The sequence below is a fragment of the Cellulomonas sp. NPDC057328 genome (assembly GCF_042667215.1).
GTDB lineage: Bacteria > Actinomycetota > Actinomycetes > Actinomycetales > Cellulomonadaceae > Cellulomonas.
In genome coordinates this window covers 23,067-46,640 of the sequence record NZ_JBHUZW010000013.1, presented here as the reverse complement: position 1 = coordinate 46,640, position 23,574 = coordinate 23,067, and the positions used below count along the sequence as shown (strand labels likewise).

At 70.3% G+C, this 23,574-nt stretch carries 15 protein-coding genes and 1 tRNA gene; 14 read left to right on the top strand and 2 right to left on the bottom strand.

All coding sequences use genetic code 11. From position 1 onward, the window contains the following. Window positions 1-3 precede the first annotated feature (3 nt). Together ACFUMH_RS04360 and ACFUMH_RS04355 are read right to left on the bottom strand one after the other, a co-directional pair. Window positions 4-513: an FHA domain-containing protein gene (locus ACFUMH_RS04360; RefSeq protein WP_378200959.1), complete on the bottom strand. Its 510-nt coding sequence runs from the start codon at window positions 511-513 to the stop codon at window positions 4-6. A 10-nt stretch (window positions 514-523) separates the two neighbouring features. After that, window positions 524-1,228 carry an FhaA domain-containing protein gene (locus ACFUMH_RS04355; RefSeq protein WP_378200956.1) on the bottom strand — a complete coding sequence of 235 codons (705 nt, stop codon included), beginning with the start codon at window positions 1,226-1,228 and terminating at the stop codon, window positions 524-526. 274 nt (window positions 1,229-1,502) lie between these two features. Here ACFUMH_RS04355 and ACFUMH_RS04350 point away from each other — a divergent pair. From ACFUMH_RS04350 to ACFUMH_RS04285, 14 genes are all read left to right on the top strand, one after another. Further along, window positions 1,503-1,585: transfer RNA gene (locus tag ACFUMH_RS04350), tRNA-Leu, on the top strand. An 86-nt stretch (window positions 1,586-1,671) separates the two neighbouring features. Next, window positions 1,672-1,902, top strand: coding sequence for a hypothetical protein (locus ACFUMH_RS04345; RefSeq protein ID WP_378200953.1), 231 nt, complete (start codon window positions 1,672-1,674; stop codon window positions 1,900-1,902). Between the two features lie 312 nt (window positions 1,903-2,214). Beyond that, complete coding sequence (locus tag ACFUMH_RS04340) at window positions 2,215-2,973, top strand: hypothetical protein (protein ID WP_378200950.1); 759 nt, start codon at window positions 2,215-2,217, stop codon at window positions 2,971-2,973. Window positions 2,974-3,801: 828 nt separating this feature from the next. Then, window positions 3,802-4,176: a polymorphic toxin type 15 domain-containing protein gene (locus tag ACFUMH_RS04335; RefSeq protein WP_378200947.1), complete on the top strand. Its 375-nt coding sequence runs from the start codon at window positions 3,802-3,804 to the stop codon at window positions 4,174-4,176. Window positions 4,177-4,181: 5 nt separating this feature from the next. Continuing rightward, window positions 4,182-4,601 carry a hypothetical protein gene (locus tag ACFUMH_RS04330; protein ID WP_378200944.1) on the top strand — a complete coding sequence of 140 codons (420 nt, stop codon included), beginning with the start codon at window positions 4,182-4,184 and terminating at the stop codon, window positions 4,599-4,601. Window positions 4,602-5,108: 507 nt separating this feature from the next. Continuing rightward, a complete protein-coding gene (locus ACFUMH_RS04325; RefSeq protein ID WP_378200941.1) occupies window positions 5,109-5,783 on the top strand; it encodes a hypothetical protein in 675 nt (224 codons plus the stop codon). Window positions 5,784-5,907: 124 nt separating this feature from the next. Then, complete coding sequence (locus ACFUMH_RS04320) at window positions 5,908-7,065, top strand: glycosyltransferase (RefSeq protein ID WP_378200938.1); 1,158 nt, start codon at window positions 5,908-5,910, stop codon at window positions 7,063-7,065. A 455-nt stretch (window positions 7,066-7,520) separates the two neighbouring features. After that, entirely contained in the window at window positions 7,521-8,042 is a 522-nt protein-coding gene (locus tag ACFUMH_RS04315) for a TrmH family RNA methyltransferase (RefSeq protein WP_378200935.1), read from the top strand. A 124-nt stretch (window positions 8,043-8,166) separates the two neighbouring features. Further along, a complete protein-coding gene (locus ACFUMH_RS04310; protein WP_378200933.1) occupies window positions 8,167-8,709 on the top strand; it encodes a Uma2 family endonuclease in 543 nt (180 codons plus the stop codon). Between the two features lie 476 nt (window positions 8,710-9,185). Beyond that, window positions 9,186-11,411: an ankyrin repeat domain-containing protein gene (locus tag ACFUMH_RS04305; RefSeq protein WP_378200930.1), complete on the top strand. Its 2,226-nt coding sequence runs from the start codon at window positions 9,186-9,188 to the stop codon at window positions 11,409-11,411. Further along, window positions 11,408-14,329 carry a hypothetical protein gene (locus tag ACFUMH_RS04300; protein ID WP_378200927.1) on the top strand — a complete coding sequence of 974 codons (2,922 nt, stop codon included), beginning with the start codon at window positions 11,408-11,410 and terminating at the stop codon, window positions 14,327-14,329. Before ACFUMH_RS04305 ends, ACFUMH_RS04300 begins: the two co-directional genes overlap by 4 nt. Before the next feature lie 31 nt (window positions 14,330-14,360). Further along, on the top strand, window positions 14,361-14,651 hold the full coding sequence (locus ACFUMH_RS04295; RefSeq protein ID WP_378200924.1) for a hypothetical protein: 291 nt from the start codon (window positions 14,361-14,363) through the stop codon (window positions 14,649-14,651). A gap of 465 nt (window positions 14,652-15,116) precedes the next feature. Further along, window positions 15,117-18,191, top strand: a complete 3,075-nt coding sequence (locus ACFUMH_RS04290; RefSeq protein ID WP_378200921.1) for a hypothetical protein — start codon at window positions 15,117-15,119, stop codon at window positions 18,189-18,191. Further along, a complete protein-coding gene (locus ACFUMH_RS04285) occupies window positions 18,184-23,529 on the top strand; it encodes a DEAD/DEAH box helicase (RefSeq protein ID WP_378200918.1) in 5,346 nt (1,781 codons plus the stop codon). The genes ACFUMH_RS04290 and ACFUMH_RS04285 overlap by 8 nt, the downstream gene beginning before the upstream one ends. Window positions 23,530-23,574: the final 45 nt, after the last annotated feature.

Below are 23,574 nucleotides of genomic sequence, written 5' to 3'. Positions count from 1 at the left end.
GGGCTACCTCTGCAGCTCGAGGACGCTCTGGCCGACCCGCACCGGCGTTCCGGTGGGGACGGGCGTGGCCTGCTCGACGCGGTGGTCGCCGACGAACGTGCCGTTGGTGGAGCCGAGGTCCTCGACGAACCACTGGTCGTCCTGCGGGAACAGGCGCGCGTGGCGGGACGACGAGTAGTCGTCGTCGAGGACGAGCGTGCAGCTGGGGGCGCGGCCGATGAGCACCGCGGACGACCCGAGCGGCACGGTCGTGCCTCGCAGCGGGCCCTCGGTGACGACGAGCCGGCTCGGCCCGCCGCCGCGCGTGCGACGGGGCGTGCGGGGCGCGGGCTCGGCGGCGGGCGCGGGGGCCTCACCGGGCGTCGCGGCGGGGCGCGCTGCCGGGGCCTTGCGGCGGTCGATGATCCGCGTCCCGTACAGGTCGCGGCGCAGCACCGTGATGGCGGACAGGACCAGCAGCCACAGCAGGGCCAGGTACCCGATCCTCAGGAGGGTGACGGTCAGCTCGCTCATGCGCGCCGCATCACTCGTCCACGTCCGAGCCGCCGGTCCAGAACAGGATCCGGGTGCGGCCGATGGTCAGCGTGTTGCCGTCGAGCAGCGTCGCCGCCGGCACCTGGTGCCCCTCGACGTACAGGCCGTTGGTCGACCCCATGTCGCTGGCGATGACACCGTCGGGCGTCACGCGGATCTCGAGGTGCCGCCGGGAGACGCCGGGGTCGTCGACGATGATGTCGGCCTCCGAGCCGCGCCCGATCACGGTCACGGGACCGGTGAGGATGTAGCGCTGGCCGTCGATGTCGATGAGCGGGTGCCGCGGGCTCGGTGCCGCCGTCGTCGCCGGGGCCACCGCACCGCGCACCGTCGCGCTGTGCACCGCGAACCGGCCGGCGTCCTGCTCCGTGTTCTCGCTGAACGACACGGTCACCGGGCCGACGAACGCGTAGTGCTGGCTCGCCGCGTGGTCCGTGACGTTCGCCGCGAGCTCCTCCGCCAGCGCCTCCGCGCCCCACTGCTCCACCTGGTCGTAGTCGGCCGTGGACAGCTCGATGGTGAACTCGTTCGGCACCACCGTGCGGTCGCGACCCACCACGGCGGCGCGGTCGTCGAGCTCGCGACGCAGCGCGTCCGCCAGCTCGATCGGCTTCACCTCGCTGCGGAAGGCGCGCGCGAACGCGTTGTTGACGACGCGCTCCACGCCGTTCTCGAACTTGTCGAGGAACCCCACGCCCACCTCCTCCCGCCGGTCGTCCGGGCCCGTCGTCCGGACCGGGTGGCCCGCCAGCGTGCTCGTGGATCGCCGGGCGAGGTGCCACGACGGTCCGTCCCGATGCTAGCCGTGCACTGCTCCGCCCGTGCCCCGCGGGCCACCGACACCCCGTCCCGGACGGGTGGTGCCGCGGCCGAGGCCGGGCACCGACCCGACGCGGCGTCCGCCAGGGGCGAGGCCCTGACCGGCGTGTTCGGTACCCGGACCGTACCGTGCTAGTGTTCCGAACCGCGCGCGAGTGGCGGAACGGCAGACGCGCTGGCTTCAGGTGCCAGTGTCCGAAAGGGCGTGCGGGTTCAAATCCCGCCTCGCGCACAGACCGAGAGCCGGTGACCTCAGGGTCACCGGCTCTCGTCGTCCCCGCCCCGCCGCGTGCCCGCGGGCCGATCGGTGGGAGTGCCATGAGCGTCAGCACGGACTGGGCCGGCGTGACGGTCATGGTGCTCGTCCTGCTCGTGGGGGTCGGCCTGGTGGTCGGCGGAGCCTTCGCGCTGCGGGCGGCGAGGCGCTCGTCGGGACCGCGGCGTGGTGTCGCCGTCGCTGGCGGTGCGGTGCTGCTGGTTGTCGGGGCGGTCGTGGCGTTCCTCGGCAGGTTCCTGGCGCTGCTTGTGCTCTCGATGTCGTCGAGCTGACCGTTCGCACCGGGGCACCACGGGACGCACGACACACCGAGGACGTCGTCCGCTAGGTGTACTGACCACGGCACCCCTACCCGGGCTCGCTGATCCACGTAGACGTGAAGAAGCTCGGCCGGCGCCGAACGCGCCGCAGCCTTGCCCGCATGGGCTCGAGCACGACGACGTGGCCGACCACACCTCGGCACCGGCGGCCAACGACCCATCGACCGCGTCGACGACGATGCGGGTCAGTACACCTGGGAGGAGGTCCGCCCAATCCTCTTCGCGCCGAAGCTGTCTGATGTCACGTGCGTCGACGCCGGCGCCATGGACCAGGTGAAGTGGGCCCTGGACTGGGTGCCCGGTGTCGAGGAGCGCCGCGTCAAGGTGCCGTGGAACGAGGACGGCGCGACGGTCGAGCGCAACAACGCGCTGCTCGAGGAGTACGCGCACATCCTCTCGGACGTATCCGCCGCCGTCGCCGCCTGCGCGAACGGCATCAACGGCCTGGTGACGAATGTGTGCGCGGTGCCCGTCGAGACCATCCCCGCCGAGGCGTTCACCTCCGGCGAGGTCGCGATGCCGTGGGGCTCGCCGGTCGTCGAGGACCGCAACTGCCGCGAGGCCGTCGGGCACGGGGCGTACACCTTCGGCAAGGACCTGGTGCAGGGCGCCGGTCAGCTGCTCCTCGGCTACAACCCCGAGAACGGCGACTGGTTCTCCGGCGACGCGTACGGGCAGGCGTGGGGCGGGCTCAGCGACCTGGTCGGGTCGATCGTCGTGCTCGCCTCCCCGGTCGGCTGGGTCGCCGCCGGGATGGCCGCGACCGGCAACAACAACAACGGCTTCTCCGACTGGATGTACGACCGGGCGACCACCGTCCGCAACGCCGGCGGCGCCCTCGTCGGCTGGGACCCGAACGCCGAGGACGGGTGGCACGCCTGGAAGGAGGACGGCCTCGCGGCCGGCACCTCCGCGGTGCTCAGCGTCGGCACGTTCTTCATCCCCGGCGCCGGGCAGGTCGGCGCCGGCCTCAAGACAGGGTCGGTCGGTGCGCGCCTGGCCCGCATCAGCGGCGCGGCCTAGGAGTTCGTCGTCCAGGGCGGGTCGTGGGCCGTCAGGGGCGGGGTCAAGGTCCTCACGGGGCTCAAGACGATCGCCGCGCGGTTCGACCTCGACACGTTCGGCGGCGGCTTCGGCCCGCAGCTCGCGGTCGCGGGCGCCGGTGCCGGCGTGCGCGCCAACCCGTTCGCGGGACTGCTCAACGCGATGACCTAGGGCGGCGGGTCGCGAACCACGCCCGGCACCACGCCGCACACGCCTATCCGCGAGGGGGCACGCCGCACGTTGACCCGCCGCGCGTCGACCCACTGCCGCCGGAGCGTCTCGGCGCCCCGGCCGTGGACCGGCCGGCCGACGGCGGACCGGTGCGCGATCCGCACGGCACCGGCACCTCGGACGCCGCGGTGCCTCGACAGCCGGCGCCCGCCACGACCAGCCCGCACGCGCCGGCCTGGGACGGCGGCACCGTTCGCGGCGACGCCCCCGATGTCTCCGACGTCCCGCTCGATCGTCGCGGCGACCCCCGATACGACCCGACGCACCCGCACTACGACGGCACACCCCGCGGTGAGCACGGCAACGTCGGGACGGTCGACCCGGACGTCCCGTCCTCGAGCGGGGAGACGCTGTCGGGGCGGCTCCCCGATCCCGACGTCGTCCCCGAGAGCCTGCGGCCCTACGTCGAGTCGGGCGTTGTCGTCAACGACAACGGCGTGCTGCGCCTTGCGCAGGACGTGGAGATCAACTTCGAACGCCAGCAGGCCAAGCACGACCTCGTGGAGTTCGAGCGGCAGATCGACCTGCAGCAGCGCGCGCTCAACCAGATGACCCTTGAGGACTGGACGGGGTCGCATGGACTCGCGCGGCAACCGCATCGACAACGAGGAGGCGTACCACCGTCACCTGGCGCGTCTCATCGCCGACCGGCTCGTCAAGGAGCGCGGCATGTCGCGACCCGACGCCGTGGCGGAGGCGAGGCGACAGCTTCAGGGCCAGTACCCGCTGCACGGGCCCGACCAGCGAGCCGGTGGCAACCCCGAGCAGATCACCGGGATGGGCGACGGTCCCATCAACTCGTCGATCGGGTCTCAGTGGCGGAACAACGCTGACGACCTGCAGGCAGCGATCGACGACGCGCTGCTGGACGCCGACATCGACCCCGCTGCGTGGGGAGACATCCGGATGAAGGTGAGGCTCCGGCTGGTGGACGTGGTGCCGGTACCGTGACGGCGATGAGCAGCACGAGCGACGGAGCCAGCGCCAAGTACGGACCGCACGGAGATCTCGTTGCCGAGTTCCTCCAAGCGGTCAGCAGCGGCGGCCTCAACTGGCAGCAGGTCGTCGCCGACTCAAGACCCCCAGAGCGTCGGTCGGCGATCCAGGCCGTCGGCAAGATCCCGTGGCCCGCTGCCCGGCTCGCCGCTGTGGATAAGGCAGGCCTCGACGCGTTCGCAGCGCTGGGGCTGTCGCGCTCCGACTTCGCACACCCGCTGGACCTCGGTGCACTCAAGGTCGCCATCTCGGCCGGATCGAAGGCGGTCGCGGTGTGCGACCGAGTCGGGGTCGAGGTCGTCAGAACGCTGCTGCAGCCTTTCGCCAACCAGAGGGTCGACGCCGCTGACGAGGCGATCGCGCGGGCATCCAGTTACTGATTGCCGTAGCCCCAACTATTATCGGAGCGGTAGCCAGCCGTAATCCTCACCGGGACAGCGCCTTTCCCTAGTTCGGACTCGGGCATCTGCGGGAAGTTGTGATTCGGACTTCGAGCGACACGGCACCCGCCCCGGCTGGGCCCTGGTCGACGTTCGATCGCTGCCGCGACGTGGCAAGCACCACCCGCAGCACCGTCGCCGGGCCGGGCGCGGCAACCCATGTCGACCGTTCATCGCAGCGGCTCCTTGTAAGCAGCGCCGGTCGTCGTCAGTGGACCGCAATGCTCACCTGCCTAGCCATAGCCTCGTCTTGCCGTGACCCATCTGCCAGGGCGCACGCCGCGTCGACGACATCAGCCCGCCGCGGCACGAGTCCGCGATTCCGGCGACTCACCGCGACGACTCGCGTCCGTTCAGTGCACCTGTGGGCCAGCGCACACGCGGGCGGATCTTCAACGCCTCCACCGACCGACTCTTTCACTCGCTCCTCGATAGCACTATGCTCCGGTGAACGGTGACGGATCGAAGAGCGAGGGCGCCCTCCAAATGCGACGTTTCCTACGCAACGCCGACAGTGCTGCCGCAGCATCTACCGCGGACGAGCTCTCCCTTATTGATGGGATGCGGTCGCTCATAGAACAACTGTCGGCCGAGATCCGCGAATACACGGCACTGTCTGATAGGTACTTCGCCTTTGCGGGAACCATCCTAGTCGCGACTCTCGGAGTACTGGCCGGAAACAACGGCGACGAATTTCGAGGCGCGATATCGATTGCCGCACCGTTCGCGTTCCTTGGGATCCTTCATTATGTGGCCCAGCTACAGACAGAAAAAGCCGCTCGACTCGGAATGAAGCGGGCTGCAGAGGAGCGACTGCTCACCCTACTACCGGGCGCCCATCTTGCCACGGTCGCGATTCTGGAGTCATGCGTGGGACAGCGGCGCACGAGCGTTAAGTTGAGCATCGCGGTATATATCGCGGCGGTGGCAACTACCGTAGGACTACTGGTGCGTGGTATGAGCGACTCCAAACTGATACACGACTCGCCGTTGTTGAGCGCGGCCGTGGTTGCGTCCCTAGTTTTATTGGCAGTCGCCGCGGGGTCCTCCACCATGGAGATGCTGCGAGCGGAGGCCAGCGCATACAATTCTTCTAAGAGCGGTCGGGGGCCGTCATTCTGACGCTCCGCATAATGAGGGGGCAGGCGTGCTCAGCGAACGGCAGCGCGTGTGCAACCGGTATGCCGGGGGGTCGATGGAGCGGCGCATCGACGGGCGTGACCGCACATGTTGTGCGTGGTGCTAAGTGAAAGTCTTGCTGGCCGCCGACATGCATGCGCGCGGACGTAACGGTGTCTCGAGTTTCACCATGCGGTTGGCGCGAGGACTGCGAGGCAAGGGGCATCATGTCGTGCTGATCTGCCCCTCGGCCGATGGGCGGCCCGGTGTTATCCAGGTGGACGGGCTCGATGTAGAGACCGTGCGGTCTCGTTGGATACCAGGTCACGATGTTCGTTACTCCCTGTCCCGCGACGCTCTGCCGATCGCCTCTCGGCTCGTGGAGCGGATGCGACCGGACGTCGTCCATGTACAAACGCACTTCGGGATCGGTCATGCAACGCTGACCGCGGCTGAACTGCATGGCGTGCCCGTGGTCGCAACAAACCATTTCCTGCCTGAAAACCTGACCTACGGCATCCCTATCCCCCGGTGTGCCTACGACCTATTGCGTCGCCGACTCTGGGCTCGGGTGCAGCGCGTATATGGGCGAGCGTCGATGGTTACGGGGCCAACGAAGTTTGCGGTGGCCGCTTTGCGGGAACACGCTCGTCTGGAAGGAGGAGCCGTAATCTCGGGTGGCGTCGATGCTGGGCGATTCCGCTCATCGCCCGGTTGCACTAAGGGCGTCGTAGGTGCTGCGCCGACTGTGCTTTTCGTAGGTAGGCTTGACCCCGAGAAGCGCGTCGGCGACCTACTCTCCGCGTTCGCCGCTGTGGCGAGTAACACTTCAGCGATGCTGGAAATAGTGGGCGACGGAAGATCGCGTCGTCGCCTCGAGCGTCGAGCTCGAACGCTCGGCCTTTCCGATGCAATCGCATTTCATGGTGCAGTCGACGTCGCTTCTCTGACTGACATCTACGCGAGGAGTGACGTATTCTGCATGCCGAGCGTAGCCGAGTTGCAGAGCCTAGCAACGCTCGAAGCCATGGCTGCAGGTATTCCAGTGATTGCCGCACGTTCCCCGGCTCTTGAGGAGTTGGTGGAGCACGAGCGCAGCGGTTTCCTCTATCGAGGAGGCGACGCGGCTGAGCTCTCTCGCTTCCTTACTGAACTGCTGACCGACGCCTCCCTCCGTCAAGAGATGGGACGCCGGGGCCTACGGATCGCTGATGGTCATTCGTTGGACGGAACTGTTGAAGGATACGTTCGGCTGTACGCGGATCTCATCGAGTTCAAGCGGTGATCATCTGATAGCGCTGCGGTGGTGCGCCGCAGACGCGGACATCTCGCCTTAGCGCATATAGATGTGGCCAGTGTGGCCGCCCGACTGCTTCGCACTCTGACTCGAACGTCGCTTGATATAGGGTCTCGGCGCCCACAGTCCACGGCAGGAAGGGTATGCCGAACGCTGTTCGCACACGCGTGCCCCTACTGCGGAGACTACGAAACGTCCGCGCTGGCTGCGGACGGCTCGTGTGCGTGCCCGATCTGCAACATGACGATCCTTAAGGGGACACTGTGCCGCTGACGTCGCGTGCCGCAGCGCGTGTCGGCTCTGGCTATGGAGAGGAGCGCTTGGCCGGGTTCTCACCGACCGAGGTAGATGAGACACTGGCAACTCCCGACGATGGCCCGCGTGCGCCGACAAGCGCGCCCTGTGATGAACACTGAGCTCGGAGGCCACGCCCTCATCACCCCGTGAACGGCCCCCAGGTGCGAGTCCGCACCCCGAAGGACCTGCGCCGCGAACGGCGCCGCCGCTCGCACTCCTGCTGGGACCACCTCATCGCCGCCCCGCTGTGGTTCATGCACGGTGTCATCCTCGGCACGCTCCTGCGTACCTGCGACGCGGTCGGCGCATGCATCGCCGTCCCGCGACTGCCATGGGTCCCCGAAGCCCTCGGGCGCGGGAACACGCTGCGCCACCCCGCGTGCGTGCACTGGACCGGCAACCCGACGCGCTGGCTGGAGCATCAGCGTCAACGGGGCTCGAGGATCCTCGGCGTGGAGCTCGCCGAGGAGGCCGTGCGCCTGGGCGACCTGCCCGCCGCGCGCGAGCGCACCGTCATGGTTCTCGGCCATGAGCAGACCGGCATCCCACCAGAGGCCTTGGACCTCCTGGACCTAGCCGTCGAGATCCCCATGATCGGGACCGGTGCCAGCCTCAACGTCGCCGTGGCCGGCTCACTCGTCCTCTATCGGCTCGCGGGTCTCGGCTAGTGCCGAATCCTGGGCCACATGCCTTCGGCGGGGACCTCCCAGCTCCAGAGCTCAGGCGCCACCTGAGCGTGCAGCAGACCCGGCCTCGTTACGCTCAACTAGGACGGGGAAGGCGGTGGTCGGTATGAGCGTCACTCTCCCGTCCCATGTCCTGACCCTGGACCAGTGGGCCGCGCTTGAGCAGACCACCGAGTACACGATCGAGCTCGTCGCGGGAGTCGTGCACGTCCCACCCGGTCCCACCGTGCTGCACCAGATGCTCGTGAAGCGGATCGCGGCGCTCCTGGACACCCAGCTGCCCGAGGGGTGGGCCACCGTCACCGAGGTCGACGTCGTCCTGGACCCGTCCGAGCTCGCAACGGTCCGCGCGCCTGACGTCGTGGTCATCCCGACGGCTTTCGCGTGGTCCGGTGCTCGGCGCCTGACGGCTGCGGACGTCGCAGTGGTCGTCGAGGTCGTGTCCCCAGGGTCGGGGCGCACCGACCGGCACCTGAAGTCGGTCGAGTACGCGCAGGCAGGCATCGGCACGTACTGGCTCATCGGCGTTGATGGTGCCAGTGCCGATCTGTACGGACTGCGTGGCGGCGTGTACGAGCCGGCACCGCTCGCTGCGGTGCTGGACGGGGTGCGGGTCGCGCTCGACGTGCACGCGCTCCGGCTCCCATAGCCGACGCACGCACTCCACTGCACGGCACATCCGGAGCCGTGCGCGGTTTGGGCCCCTCTGCCGCCTCGTGCACCGCCCGCCTCTCGTCCGGTGTGGCGATCGAGCGGTTCGGTCGACGGTTCCTCGCCGACCTCGACCTGTCACGGTCTGGCTGGCGCCTGCCGAGGCGCCAGCCCGCGGAGCCGTTCGATGGTGCGCGCGGCGAGTGCCACGGCCTCTTGCAGAGTGTGGCGACGAGCCCGGTCCTGCCTCCGCTCCTGCTCGCGCGTGTATCACGCGGCGCCTGCGTCGCTCCTTCGCACGACGGGTGACCCCGCGTACTGCGCGCTCGTGCGTCCCGGAGGGACGATGAACGGTGGTGAAGCGCGGTGACCCACGCAATGGGGGCGAGCGCGGAACGTCGGGGGATGGCCATGAGTACACGGGCGGCACCGGCCCACACGTACGACCTGCTGCGGAACCTTGCGGTGGACGGGGTGGGCGTCGTCGCACCAGCGCGGGCCCTGCAGGTCCTGAGGGCGCTGGCATCGTTCGGCGACACCCGGGCGGCACTTACGTTGGCGGGTGTCGTCGCCGACGAGCTCGGCCTGGACGCCACCGCGTACTCCGTCGCCGTCAGCGGCACCGCACCGGCCGCGCTGGCGACTCTGGACGCCCCAACCCTGCCGCTCCTGGCGGCCGCAGTGCACCACCCGCTCTCGATGACGCGGGACATGGCGCGGTGGCGAGAACGGGCCCAGGCCGATTGGCTGGACGACTGCTGGCCGCGGGTCCGCAGCCTCATCGAGCGTGACGCCGCCACCAGCGACGACGTCCTGCGGGCGATCGTGGCCTGCGGCGTCCTCAGAGGCCTCGGCACCCTGCAGGTGGTGGGCGTCGAGCCGGGGCCCCGACATGCGATCCATCTCCTCGAGCTGGCCGCGGGTGGACGGGTCGTGCCGGGGACCAAGGCCAACGACCAGTTCGAGTTCGGTCGTGATCTCATGGTCGGCCTGACGCGTGCGCGCGACTTCGAGTTCCGCGTGTACCACGAGGTGGGACACCACCTGCAGGGGTTCTCCCCGGCGGTGGCCGACGGGACCGTCGACCAGGCGGCGCTCGTCCGGTCCTTCGCCCGGGACTTCCCGCGGCTGCTCGCCTCCTACGCGAGGACGCACCCGGCACCAGCGCGCGCCTCGGGCCCAGTGCTGGCGACCAGCCTGTCGGTCCACGGGACGAGGGACGGGATGTACCTCGTCGCGTCGTTCTCGACGCCCCGTTTCCTGCTCGCCCCGCAGGACGCCGCGGCGCTCGCGCTGACCGCCACTCGGCTGATGGACGTCGACCCCGGCCGGTGCACGTACGCAACGTCCGGTCGCGGGACCACGTACATCGGCGTGGCGTTCGAGGCGCTGGAGGCGGCGGTCGTCGCGCGTCGCGCGGAGCGCGTCGACCGAGTGGTGGACGAGATCTCGAGCGGAGCGCGACCGTGGCTCGCCGCCGCGACGGCCGACGGGCGGGTGGTGGGCACCGCGTACGACCTGACGCGTGCGCTCGGGCTGTCGTCCGCGCCCACCGTGGTGTCGGGCGACGGGACGGTCGGTGAGGGCTGGGACTGGCACCGCGACCCGCTCTCCGGTGAGGACCTCGGCGGCGCCCCCGACGAGCGGCTGCGGGATCTGCTCGCCGTGGCGGTGCGCCGTGCTGCGCCCGACGCCGTCACCAGACTTCTGAAGGCGGGGGCCCGAGGACCGGTGCCGCTCGGCGAGCTGGGGAGCGACGTTGCCGTGGCGTGGGACCGCGGCCCGGTGACGGCGTTCGTCCCGACGCCCGCATCGATGACGGCCACGGTCCGTGCGCTCGCCTTGGCCGGCGTCGACGTCGACCACCCACTGGACGGGGGTAGCACCCTGCTGACCGACTCTGCACGACGTTCCGCCCGACTGGCGACATCCCTGCTAGACGCCGGTGTGCACCCCGACGCGCCGGACGCTCGCGGCGCGACGGCGCTTTGCGAGGCTCGGGACCTTGAGACGGCGCAGGCCCTGCTCGACGCGGGTGCCGACCCAGACGCGGTGGACGGCGAGGGCCGAGGACCGCTGCACCACGCCTTGAGACGCCGGATCGACGGGCTCCCCCGCGTGCTGATCGAGCGCGGTGCCTCGGCCACGCGGGTGGACCACCAGGGCGTCACTCCGCTGCACCTTGTCTCGACGCCGGCCGCCGTCGACCTCGTCGTGGCGGCGGGCGGCGACGTCGGCGCAGCGACTACGACCGGCGAGACCGCGCTCATGGGCGCGGCCATTACGGGTGACGCCGGGGTACTGCGCTCCCTGCTCGCGCTGGGCGCGGACGTCCACACGATGAACGCCCGAGGTGCCACGGCGTTGCACTACGCGGCGCAGTCACCCCCGAACAGCTCCCGCGCCGTGCTGTCCGTGCTGCTCGACGCCGGCGCCGAGGTCGACGAGGAGGATGACGCGGGGGAGACGCCGCTGATGTGCGCCGCCCTTGTGGGGAACGCTGTGGCAGTCGAGGCGCTGCTCGCTGCGGGCGCGGACCCGAAGGCGACCACGACGGCAGGGGAAACCGCGTTGGTGGCTGCTCACATGGCCGCCCAGGAGCGCAGCCGGTTCGGCCTCCCGCTCAACGAGGCGCAGCAGTGCGTAACGCTGCTTCTCGACGCCGGCGCCACGCGGGACGACGAAGGCGGTGGCACATGACGACAGGCGCCGGAGGCGAGGTCTGGGCGGCGATCGACGGCCAGGACTGGCAGCGCACGGGAAGGCTGAGCCTGCAAGGCGTCGGCCGCCGTCTCGAGCACGCGGCACCACCCGCCGACCTATCCGCGGTCCGCGCGCTCGACCTCAGCGGCAACCGGCTGTCGACGGTGCCGTCGTGGCTGAGTGCGCTCACCCGACTCGAGGCGCTCGACCTCGCCGGCAACCGTCTGGACCGTGTCGACGTGGACCTTCCCCACGGGCTGCACACCCTGAACCTGTCCGAGAACCGCCTGCGGAGCGTCCCGGAGGTCGTTGGCCGGCTGCGCGAGTTGCGCTGGCTCGACCTGGGGCACAACTCGCTGGAGCACCTCGAGCACCTGGCGTGGCTGAGAGCGCTGCAGGTGCTGATCTTGACGCGCAATCGTCTCCACAGCCTCGACGGCTTGCCGGCGTCGGACCTCCGGCGACTGAACGCCGCGGGCAACGGACTGCGCCGCCTGTGGTCCGGGGACCGGCGGCTGACGGCCCTGCGATTCGTCGACCTCGCGTGGAATGACCTGACCACCGAGGCCTTGGCCCCCCTGGCGCACTCGCCTCTCAGCAGGCTGCACCTCGACGGCAACCGCCTGCGCGAGCTGCCGCCCTGGCTGCCGACCCGTGTGCTTGACGTGCTCACCGTTACCGGCGACCACGGCGAACTCAAATCAAGGGCGGATGTGCTCGGCGGCGTGGTCACCGGCGACGCCGTACTCAGGGAACTCAAGTCGTTGTCCCGGTCCACGTCCGAGCCGGGTGAGCGCAACTTCGACGCGCCCGAGCGGCGGTTCGAGTTCACGCTGGCGATGACGACGCAGGAGTCGGTGACCGAGGTTGTCAACTTGTACTACACAGGGCACAGGGGCGTCGACGCGACCCTCACCCTCAGCGACCGCACCACGATCGCGATGGACCGGCTGACCCCGCACGCGACCCTCGACCTCGTACACCGGCACCAAGCCCCGGGGGCGCCGGCCTCGCTCCGCCTCGGTCCGGTCCCGGTGACGCGCGACGGACCGAGCCTTGCGCTCGCTACGGAAGCGCTGGCCCGGGTGCCGAGCATCACGCTGATGCCGTCGCCTGGCCTCGCGCCCCCCGTCGACGTGAGGCGCGTACCGCCGGAGCGCGTGGTGGACGTCATGGTGGCACGTCGACCTCCTGACGGTACGGAAGCGGTTGTGACGTTGGGGCGCGGCGAGACCCTCGTGCCCTCGACCGCATACGTGCTGCAGGTGTCGATCGGCCCCCGCCGGGACGGCACCATCGTCGTCAACGCGGCGAGCCTCCGCGTGGAGCTTCTCGAGCCGTCCTCCGAGGGCTGGTGGTTCGACGTCGTCGTGTCGAGCGCCGACGTGGCGCTCGACGCGGACGCGGCCTGCGCTGGGCGCTTGTTCGTGCCCTTTGACGGACCGGGTTGGGTGTGTCCGTGTGCCCCCGAGCGACCTCATGAGTGCCGGCCAGAGGACCGTCGCCCTGCGCACGAGGTGCCGTTCCAAACCCACGTGGGCACAGGCGTCAGCGAGCTCCGGTGCACCGTCTACCACCGGGGAAGCGTGGTGCAGTCGCTGCACGTCGTGCTGCCCGTCGGCGTGCCTGACGGTGAGCACCTCGGTCTACACGCCGAGGTCGACTACGCGTTGGCGGAGGACCTCGCGCGGGCGGCCGAGCTCCCGCAACGGCGGGTGGCCGTCCTGACGAACGACTCCGGGTCGGGTACGCACACGATCGTCGTCAAGGGCGTCGGACAGCCTGCCGTCCAGACGCACATCAGCGAGTCGGGGGCAGCTCAGCTACTCCAGGCGCTCCGACAGAAGCTCACGCTCATCACGCTCGGCGAGGACGGCAGGAAGTCGCAGTACGACACGGACAACGCGGCCGGCCCGGGGCACTTCAGGCAGGCCCTTCAGGGTCTGGCACGTCTTGGGTCGCAGCTCTGGACGGCCGCCGTGCGCACTCATGGCGACCGCGAGGCGCTCCGCGGTGCGCTCCGCGGGTCGAGCGTCATCCAGGTGTCGCGGGTGACCTCGTCGGTCTTCCCGTGGTCAGCCGTCTACGACATCGCCCGCACCCTGGACGGTGCGTGGGTGCCTTGCGGTCTGCTCGATGAGCTTGGGCTCTTGAACGAACACCCAGACCGGTGCCCGTACGAGACGACCCACGAGATGAACACGCTGTGCCCGTTCGGTTTCTGGGGGATCCGTCACCAGATCGAGGAGCCTGCGTCAGTTCTCTCCGGGACGCTCCCGACGGTCATCCCCATGCCAGCCGGACCGCGTCTGGCGACCGTTCGCAGCCTCAATCTTGAGACGGGCTTGAGTGCGCAGCACCTGGAGGATCTCCAGTCGGCCCTCGGGGGCACGTTCTCCCTCCTTGACTGCGACTCGCGGGACGACTTGCTGGACGCGCTTCGCGCACCGCTGCCTCTCGTGTACTTCTACAGCCACGGGCGCGTGGGGGTTGTGGAGGACACGAGCCTCACAGTCCCCTACCTCGAGCTGGGTCAGCACGAGAGGTTCAGCCCGGGAGACCTCGACGCGTGGGCGCAGGGAGAGCGGTGGCAGCCGCAGACGTGGCGCGACGTCCCACCCCTCATCTTCCTCAACGGATGCAACACTGCAGAGCTCACCCCGGAACGCCTGGTGTCATTCGTCGAGGACTTCGCCGGAATGTACGCCTCTGGAGTCATCGGCACCGAGATCTCCGTCCACCAGCATGTGGCGGGCGAGATCGCACGACGGTTCCTGTCCTACCTGATTCAGCCGGGGGCCACGGTCGGCGGCTCTCTGCGCAAGGCACGCCTCGACATGCTCGCCAAGGGAAACCTTGCGGGCCTCGCTTACACCGCGTTCTGTTCCGCCGACCTTGAGCTCGTCCCAGCCTGATGGACCAACAACGCGACGAAGGAGCACTTTCATGACCATCGCAGCAGCGGGCGCGGGCCTCTTCGGCCTCGTCATCGGGTGGATCACCTACCGCACCCTGGCGCGCAACACGGAGAAGGTCCAGCTGTCCGACATCGCCACCGTCATCGGGGCCGTCGGCGGGGCGGCCGTGATCGCGCTCTTCGACAAGGGGGAGATGTTCGGCTGGTACTCGATCGGCCTCGCCGTCGGCTTCTTCCTCTACCTGATCGTCTGGGCGATCATCAAGAAGGGCGACATCGAGCCGATCATGGGCCGCCACGATCCGACGATCATCAGCTAGGTCATCTCGCCACCGCACGATGCAAGGCGGCGTGTACAAGCCGGCGCGGCTGACTGCGGTGCTCGACAGATGCGCGTCACGTTCGAGGTGTACGCGGCCTGTCATCCGTAGGCGAGGGGCGCACTCACCGGAAGGTCGGATCCGGACCCGTGTGCGCGGTTTGAGACCCTTCTGCCGCCGTGTCGTCTGCGCGACATCGCCCTCGGGACGAGCACCGTCGGAGACCGTGGCTAGCGCGAGCCCGCCTCCGGCCCTATCGGTGCTTCCTGGAGCGGCAGGCGAGAACGGCACGACATGGCCGCTGCTCTTGGGTGGCGGGTGGTCGGCGCGGCCATCACGGGAAGTTCGAGGCGCCACTCACGTGGCTGGATGTGACCAGCGTGTCGGTCCCTCGTGAGAAGTTCTCCGCGGTCGCTAAGCTCGAGGCCCTCTCGTGGCGATGACCACGGGGATGAGGCACAGGCGATGAGGCTGGTCGAGTGGAACGAGGCGCTGCTCAGCGACCTCCGGAGCCGGGCGCGTCCGGAGCGGCGCCTGTATCTCTACGTCGACCGGGAGACCCTCGCCGACGTCTCCGGACAGGGCCAGCAGCAGGCGCTCGACGACTTCTGCGAGGCGTTCCGTGCCGCACGCGGGTCGCGTCCGTTCGCACAGGGTGCCAGCTCTGCGACCCGCTGGGCCGCTCGCGGGTTCGCTGACGACCCTCCGTTCGTTGCCCACCTGGCCATGACGGTGCTCGCCGTGACGGAAGAGCCTCTCGGCTCGCCGCACGGCGTGTACAGGAGGCAGAACGCCCTGCTCGGCCTGCCTCCCGACGCCGCGGCGCCGGCGGGTTACGGCGAGGACGTCCCGGCGATGTGGGAGATCTGGAACCGCTGGCTCGAGAGTCCAGGAAGCGATCTCGGTCGGCCGAGTGCCAGGACGCACCGTGTGTGGACCCTTCAGGGGTGGTCGCGCAGCCAGGGCCTGGTTCGTCACAGGGACCGCCTGACGATCGAGCAGTTCGTTCAGGAGTGCGGGCCGGGGGTCCAACGCCTTGGCGTCGGCGACCTCGTCGTGTGGTTGCGCTACCGAGGCACGGCGTCCGCAGACTTCCTCGCGCGCGTCGAGCGGGACGAGGCAGCGCTGGAGGTCGTTCAGGACGTCCTCGACGACGAGCTCGCTCGCTGGCGCCGCGATGGTCTGCGGGACCGGGGTCAGCGCACGGCCCGTGGCCTTCTCCGGTACGACGACTGGGACGACGCGTTCAGCGGTGTCGTCCACGCCGACGCTGGTCTCGTGGGTCAGGTCGTCGACGTGGGCGACGGCGCGACGCTCACGGTCGACGACCACACGCCGCTCCTCCACGTCGCCGTCGGTGGGGCTCCCGCCACGTGGCTGCTGGCCGGCGCCCAGCACGCGCTCACCGCCACCAGGTCCGCTGCGTTCGGCGGCGGCACCGTCTTCGTCTTCCACGACGATCCGGAGGTCGACGGGAGGCTGCAGAGTCAGCGCCCCCAGCACTTCGTCCCGCACCACGTCCTCGTTCACGACAGCAGGCGAGGGGACGTCGAGGTCGCCCTCCGCGCGGCGGGCTCTGCCGCTAAGCACCGCCCCGCCCTCGACGGCTGGAGCTGGTACGAGCACGTCGTCCTCACGGAGGACGTACCGCTGCTGCGCGCGCTCGGACTCGGCTCGGCCGTACCACCCGTCCCGGCGACGGTGTCGCTGACGGGCGGGATGCGGCTCGGCCGCGCGCAGCAGTACCTCTCCGGCCAGGAGCCTGACGTCGCGCTGCCCTACATCCGGGCTCGGGTGGTCGTCGACGGCACGGTCGTCGAGGCCACGAGCTCGGCCCCGCCCTCGGTACGACTCGCGCACCTCGGCCTTCCTCCCGGTGAGCACGTCGTGGAGCACGGCGAAGAGACGCTCAGGTTTCGCAGTCTCGCCTTCGTCCGGAACCAGGCCGAGAACGAGGACGCGCTCCGGCCCGGACAGCGTGACGAGCCGGGCCGCTGGACCTTCGGCGACGCGCGACAGGGCGTCGCCGAAGGGCCCGGCCTGGCCGGGGCGTGTGTCACAGGCGTGCCAGTGCGCGAACCCGTCGTGCTGCACCGTCCCGGGTCGGACTACCTCGTTCTCAACAAGGACGGGTCCGTGCACCAGGTCCAGCCGCTGCGTCCGCGGTGGCTCAGCCGGCACGCTCTTCAGGCTCAGGGTCTCGACGTGGACGGTCTCGCGTCTCGCGTCAGCGGTGCGGCGGTCGTCCTCGCCCGGCACCCGCGCACGGGGGCGGTCGTCGCGGCCCGGTGCGCTGACGTGCCCCCGGCCGAGGGCGCCGTCCAGCAGGTCGCGCGCCGCGACCTAGTCGGCGAGCTCGTGTCGGGACGGGCGAAGTGGAAGTGGGTCGGCGAGGCGGACGACAACCTTGCCCGCACGCTCCTGACCCGGTCCCTCCAGTGGAAAGCCGCGAAGGCCAAGCCCGGGCAGGCCGTGACGGTGCGCGTCGCTGCCACCCGCAACGGCGTCGTCGACGGCACACACTCCAACCCATTCGACGAGGTCCTCACGTGGCTCTCCGAGCGCGAGAGCGCGTCAGCGTCCCGCGAGGACTTCATGCGCGCCTGGACCTGGGTCTGCGACAAGCTCGGGCGCCACGACGTCGCCGGTGACTGGCGACAGGTGCTGCAGACGCTCAGCGACCTCGGTCACGTCGAGCAGGACTACGCGCGCGGGCGCGTGCTCGCAGCACCTGCTGCTGCCGTCGCGCTACCCGAGGCCAACGGCCTCTACGTGCTCGCGGGCGCTCGCCCTGCTCGCCTGCTCGAGCGCCTCGACGACCCTGACGACGCCGACCCTGTCGTCGCCGACGGGGTCGGTCTCACCAGCGTCGAGGTACGGACACCGGTCGACCGTGCGGGCCGGGCCATCGGTCCGGCGGCTGCCTACATCGAGATGGAGCCTCGCCACGTCGACCTCGTGCGTGGCGCGTACGAGCGGCTGGGCGTGAGGCACCACGGGTGCACGGCCCGCTGGCTGCTCGACACCATGCCGACGCTGAACCGGGCCGTCAGCACAGGACAGCAGTTCAGCCACCTGCCGGGATCGGACCCCCACGTGTACGCGAACATGCGGGGGACGTGGCGTTGGGTCCGGACCGTCGACACCGACCGCCAAGGCTTCTACTCGTTCCGTCAGCGGCACCGGAAGGTGTTCGCCTGGCGGAAGCAGTCAGGAGCGGACCTCGTCGAGGTCGAGCCGGCGGTGGGGCGCTGGCTCGTCCGGCGCTCGTCGGAGCACCTACCGCTCCTGCACGAGCACTTTGCTGACCGGCTGCTCGTCACCCAGGACCTTCCGTTGCCGAGCATCCTCCGGCGTGCCCTCACCCTCCGGACCGGCCTGCCGGCTTACCCCGTGCGGTGCCAGCGGTCGGGCGGCCTCTCGGTCCCACCCATGCGCGCGTACGAGAACGTCAACGCCGCCGTAGCAGCGCGAGTCGCCGAGATTCTCGGTGCGGACCTGCGCTCTGAGTACAACGACCTGAAGGACCTCGATGAGTGACGCGCGTGACCTGCTGACTCCGCTCAAGGTGCAGTCGTACCTCGAGGAGGCGTTCCTGCGGTTCTACGAGACCGCGTACGAGGTGCGCGACCCCGGCGTGCGCGCCGAGCGGCACCGGCTCCTGAAGGCCCCCGGCGCCGCGTTCATGGAGCCGCTGCTGGAGCTGCTCCCTCGGTACCAGCCGGCCGCCGACTCCACCGCTGCTCTCATGAGCGAGCTCGGCGTCCCGGAGGCGAGCGACCTCGTCCGAGCAGGTCTGCTGCCGCACGAGCACCCGTACTCCCACCAGGCCGGGGCGCTGCGCGCGAGCGACGCCGCCCGCGACGTGGTCGTCGGGACCGGCACGGGCTCGGGCAAGACCGAGGCGTTCCTCTTGCCCGTGCTTCTGGACCTTGTTCGTGAGTCGCGCACCTGGGAGGCCGCTGGGCCCTCGTCGACGCAGGCGCCGTGGTGGCGGAGCAACGGCGCCTACGTGCCGCAGCGCGAGGAGGAGACGGGACGCGACTCAGGAGTCCGCGCCCTTCTCCTGTACCCGATGAACGCCTTGGTGGAGGACCAGCTGGTCCGGCTCCGTGCGGCGCTGGACTCACCCGGGGCCCGGGAGTGGTTCGCCGCCCACCGACCTGGGCACCGCTTCTACTTCGGTCGGTACACGGGCAGGACCCCGGTTCCGGGGTCACGCGGGACGGCGAGCGTCGACCGCGTCAACCGACTCCGCTCGCTGATGAGGGACGCGGACCGCCGCCACGAGCAGCTCCTGCGCCGCATCGCCGACGGGGACATCACCGACGCCGACGCGCGCTACTTCCTGCCCGCCCTCGACGGCGCGGAGATGCGCTCGCGGTGGGACATGCAGGACCGTGCGCCGGACATCCTGATCACGAACTACAGCATGCTGTCGATCGCGCTCTCGCGGTCGGACGAGCAGGGCATGATCGAGCAGACCCGTCGGTGGCTTCGGGGTGACGACCAGCGGCGGTTCACGCTCGTCGTCGACGAGCTCCACATGTACCGCGGCACCGCCGGCACGGAGGTCGCCTACCTGCTGCGGCGCCTGTTCCACGCGCTGGGACTAGACAGGAACCCCGACCAGCTCCGGGTCATCGGGACCTCCGCGAGCATCGTCGACGACGACGAGGGACGGCAGTTCCTCCGCGAGATGTTCGGCCGCCCGCCCGCGCGGGTGTTCGAGTTCGTGCGGTCGTCGACGGAGCTGCCGCCGGGGGCGGACGACCTCCAGCAGTGGGCTGCGGCCCTTGCGACCGGCGCCGGCACCGGGGCTGCCGACGCGCCGTCGGACGACGACGTGGCGCGCGCGCTGACCCGGGCGCTCACCACGGACGGCAAGGTCCGTCCTGCTCGCCTCTCGGCAGTGGCGGAGCGGCTGTTCCCGCACGCTCCGGCCGACGTGCGCGGTCGAGCGCTCGAGGGCCTGGTCGAGCACGTCGCGGCGCAGGAGCAGCCTGCGGTGCGGCTGCGCGCCCACTACTTCGCGCGAACCCTGCAAGGGCTCTGGGCGTGCGCCAGCCCGGAGTGCCCCGAGGTCGAGGAGGACGACCGGTCCCCGAGCCGACGGATCGGGAAGATCTACACCTCGGCCCGCCTGACGTGCGAGTGCGGGTCACGAGTGCTCGAGCTGCTCTACTGCCAGTCCTGCGGGGAGAGCATGCTCGGCGGGTACGTCGCCCTCGCCGGCACCCGGCAGTTCCTCATCCCCACGACGGCGGACCTCGACGACCTGCCCGACCACGCACCCGGTCAGCGCGACGCATCGACCTACCGCGTCTACTGGCCGACCGACCGCACTCCGGTCGTCACGAAGAGCTGGGAGCGCAAGGGGACACCCCTCCCGGACGACCCTCGGGCGCCGACCTACAAGATGAGCTTCGTGCGCGCGGAGCTCAAGCCGGGCACCGGGCAGGTCACCCTCACGTCGCAGAAGCCGACGGGGTTCGTGTACCGCGTCCAGGCAGAGGGCGGCGCGGAGTCGCGGATGCCCGCCTACCCCACGCGGTGCCCCTCCTGCGGGGACGACTGGGAGTACGTCAGCAAGGGCGCCGTCGAGGACCGGCGGCGGTCGGGCTCGCCCATCCGGACCCAGGGTGTCGGTTTCGACCGCGCCAACCAGGTGCTCACCGGCGCACTCAAGCGGCGGCTGGACTCGAGCCTCGTGGTCTTCTCCGACAGCCGGCAGGGTGCGGCGCGCGTCGCAGCCAACCTCGAGCTCGCGCACTACCTCGACCTCGTCCGGGCGCTCGTTCTTGAGGCCCTTTCCGCGTCCCCCGCGACGGTCGGCCTGGCTGAGTCGTTCGCGAGGCGAACCGATCTCAGCGAAGCCGCGCAGGCCGCCTTCTCGGCTGTGCAGGCGGAGTCTCCGGACGCGGCGATGGCGCTGATCAAGCGTGCAACGGGCATGCCCCTGACGAGTGCGGAGGAGGGGGCGCTGGAGGCGCTCGCTCGACGAGACGCGGGCAGTTTGGACCTCGTCGAGGTCGTGAACAAGATCGGTCCCCGGTTCCTGGAGATCGGTGTGAACCCCGCTGGGCCCGCTCCCAGCCTGCAGGAGACGAAGTCGAAGAAGCCCTGGTCGGCCCTGTACGACTGGGACGCCACACCCCCGCGACCGCGCCAGACCCTTGACCACGAGGGGCGTGAGCTGCTCGGCAAGATCGAGGCGGCCCTTGGGAGCCAGGTGATCCGGACCGTGTTCGCGGGCGGCGACCGCGACGTCGAGGCGCTGGGCATCGCACGCGCGGTGCCCGCAGCACCGTTCCGGCCTGGGGGCGTTCCGACTGAGGTCGCGGACGAGGTGGCGTCGTCGCTGATCCGGATCATCGGGCGGCGTCGCAGCACGATCTGGACGAGCGACGGTCGCGACCGCTGGCCGGGGCGCGCTCGCGACTACGCCGCCGCGGTGGTGAACGCAGCACGGCTGTCCACGACTGGTGACGAGCTGCTGGACGCGTTCACCACGCACATGAAGGCGGGTGCGGCGACGGGCTTCCGCCTGACTCCCGCGTCGGTCCGCCTGGAGCTTGCGGCGGACCACGACATCTGGCGCTGCTCGACGTGCCAGACGAGGCACCTCCACCGCAGCGCCGGCGTCTGTGTCGCCTGCCTGCGTCCGGTGACCGAGTCGCAGCCCAGGTCGGAGGTCGAGGAGGCGTACTACACGTGGCTGGCCACGCAGGACGGCGGCATCTACCGCCTCCACTGCGAGGAGCTCAGCGGCCAGACGGACGCGCAGGAGGCGCAGGCACGCCAGGCGCGCTTCCAAGGGGTGCTCGTGCAGGACCAGGACGCCCGACCCGAGGTCGACGTGGTGGACACCGTCGACATCCTCTCCGTGACGACCACGATGGAGGCCGGCGTCGACATCGGCGCCCTCAAGGGTGTCGTCATGGCGAACATGCCACCGCAGCGCTTCAACTACCAGCAGCGGGTCGGCCGAGCAGGACGTCGGTCGTCGCACTTCTCCGCTGCGCTCACGGTCTGCCGAGGCGCTCGCAGCCACGACGAGCACTACTTCGCGAACCCGGAGTCGATCACGGGCGACGAGCCGCCGCAGCCGTTTCTCGACACCTCGTCCGAGGCCATCGTCCGGCGCGCCTTCGCGGCCGAGGTGCTGACGCGTGTCTTCCGGCGCTGCGAGACCGAGGTCGACGGCTTCGTCCCGGGACGAAGCGTCCACGGCCAGTTCGGGTCCGTGGAGGACTGGTGCACCTCGGAGGACCTCCACGCGTTCGTAGCCTCCGCGCTCGCCGACGCGCGAGACGACTCGGAGCAGCTCGCACAGAGCCTCCTGCGCGAGGCGCGGGCGACGGTCTCCGCGGCCGAGCTCGCCACGTGGGCGGCGGAGGATCTCGTCAACCTCATCGACAAGGCGACCGCGTCGGCGCGAGTACGGGACCTCTCCGAGGCGCTTGCTCAGTACGGGGTCCTGCCGATGTTCGGCTTCCCGACGACAGCACGCGTCCTCTACACCTCAAGGCCGAAGGGGAGCCAGGAGAGCGCACTCGACCGGGACGCTCCCATCGCGCTGTCCGAGTTCGCTCCCGGCGCCGAGCTCGTGAAGGACAAGGAGATCCACACCGCTGTGGGCGTCGTCGACTTCCGTCAGCGGGCGGACGGATCCTGGTACGAGGGCAACGCCCCGCTCTCCCCGCGCCGCGCTGCGGGAGTCTGCCGGTCCTGCCTGGCCTTCGCCGATGCCCCCGGCACGGCGTGCGCTGTCTGCGGTGAGGTCGCTCCGAAGTACGAGGTGCTCGAGACCGCGGAGCCGGCGGCCTACCGCACGTCGTTCAAGCCGCGCGACTACGAGCAGCTGGGCGATCCCGCCGCCAGGGCCTCGCAGCCGCGGATGACTGTGGGTCAGGCTGAGTACGCCGAGCGCGGGGAGAACGCGCTCGTCCGGTCGGCGAACACGGAGATCGTGTCGCTCAACGACAACCGCGGCAGGCTCTTCACGTTCGTGAAGGCGGTCCGCCCCTACCAGGGCAGTCGCAACGACGAAGCAGGACTGCTCGCCGTGGACCTCTTGGAGCGCGAACGCCGCAAGCAGGTCGGTCTGACGTACTCGGAGGCGAACGGAGACCCGCTGGAGCCCGTGGCCCTCGCCGCTCGTCGACGCACCGACGTCCTCAGTGTGGGGGTGGCCTCGATGCCGACCGGCCTCGCCATCGATCCGCGCTCGCCCGCAGGGCGTGGCGCCTGGGGCTCGCTCGGCTTCCTCGTCCGCGACGCGGCCGCGAAGTGGCTGGACATCGGCTCCGACGAGATGGAGGTCGGCGTCCACCCCGTGGCGCACGGCGCGGCGGTCCGCGGCGAGGTCTTCATCGCGGACACGCTGGAGAACGGGGCGGGGTACGCCGTCCGCCTGCACGACCGCTTCGAGAACCTGCTCGACGTCGCCGACGAGCACGCGGGGCGACTGGTCCGACACGGTGCCCCCGCGTGCGACTCCAGCTGCTACCTCTGCCTCCGCGACTACAGCAACCGCAGCTGGCACGCGCTGCTCGACTGGCGCCTGGGAGTCGACCTTCTCGACCTGATGCGGGGGAGAAGCCTTGACCTGGAACGCCACGCGGAGCGTGACCTCCGCGCTGCCCGTGCCGTCGCTGGCGACTTCGGGCTGGAGGTGGAGGACGCCGAGCTGCCGACCATCATCGGCCGCCGAGGTGGTGCGCTGGCGATCACGCACCCGTTCGAGTCGGCCACCGGTATTGAGGACGGCGAGCGAGTGCGGGCAGTCCGGGAGCGGTATCCGGATGCGCGGTTCGCGTCGTCCTTCGAGCTGCTCCGACGTCCCGGTGGCCTCGTCGCCGGCCTGATGGGCTGAGGTGGGGAACGTCGCGGCGAACGGCGCCGACCACGGAACTGCCAC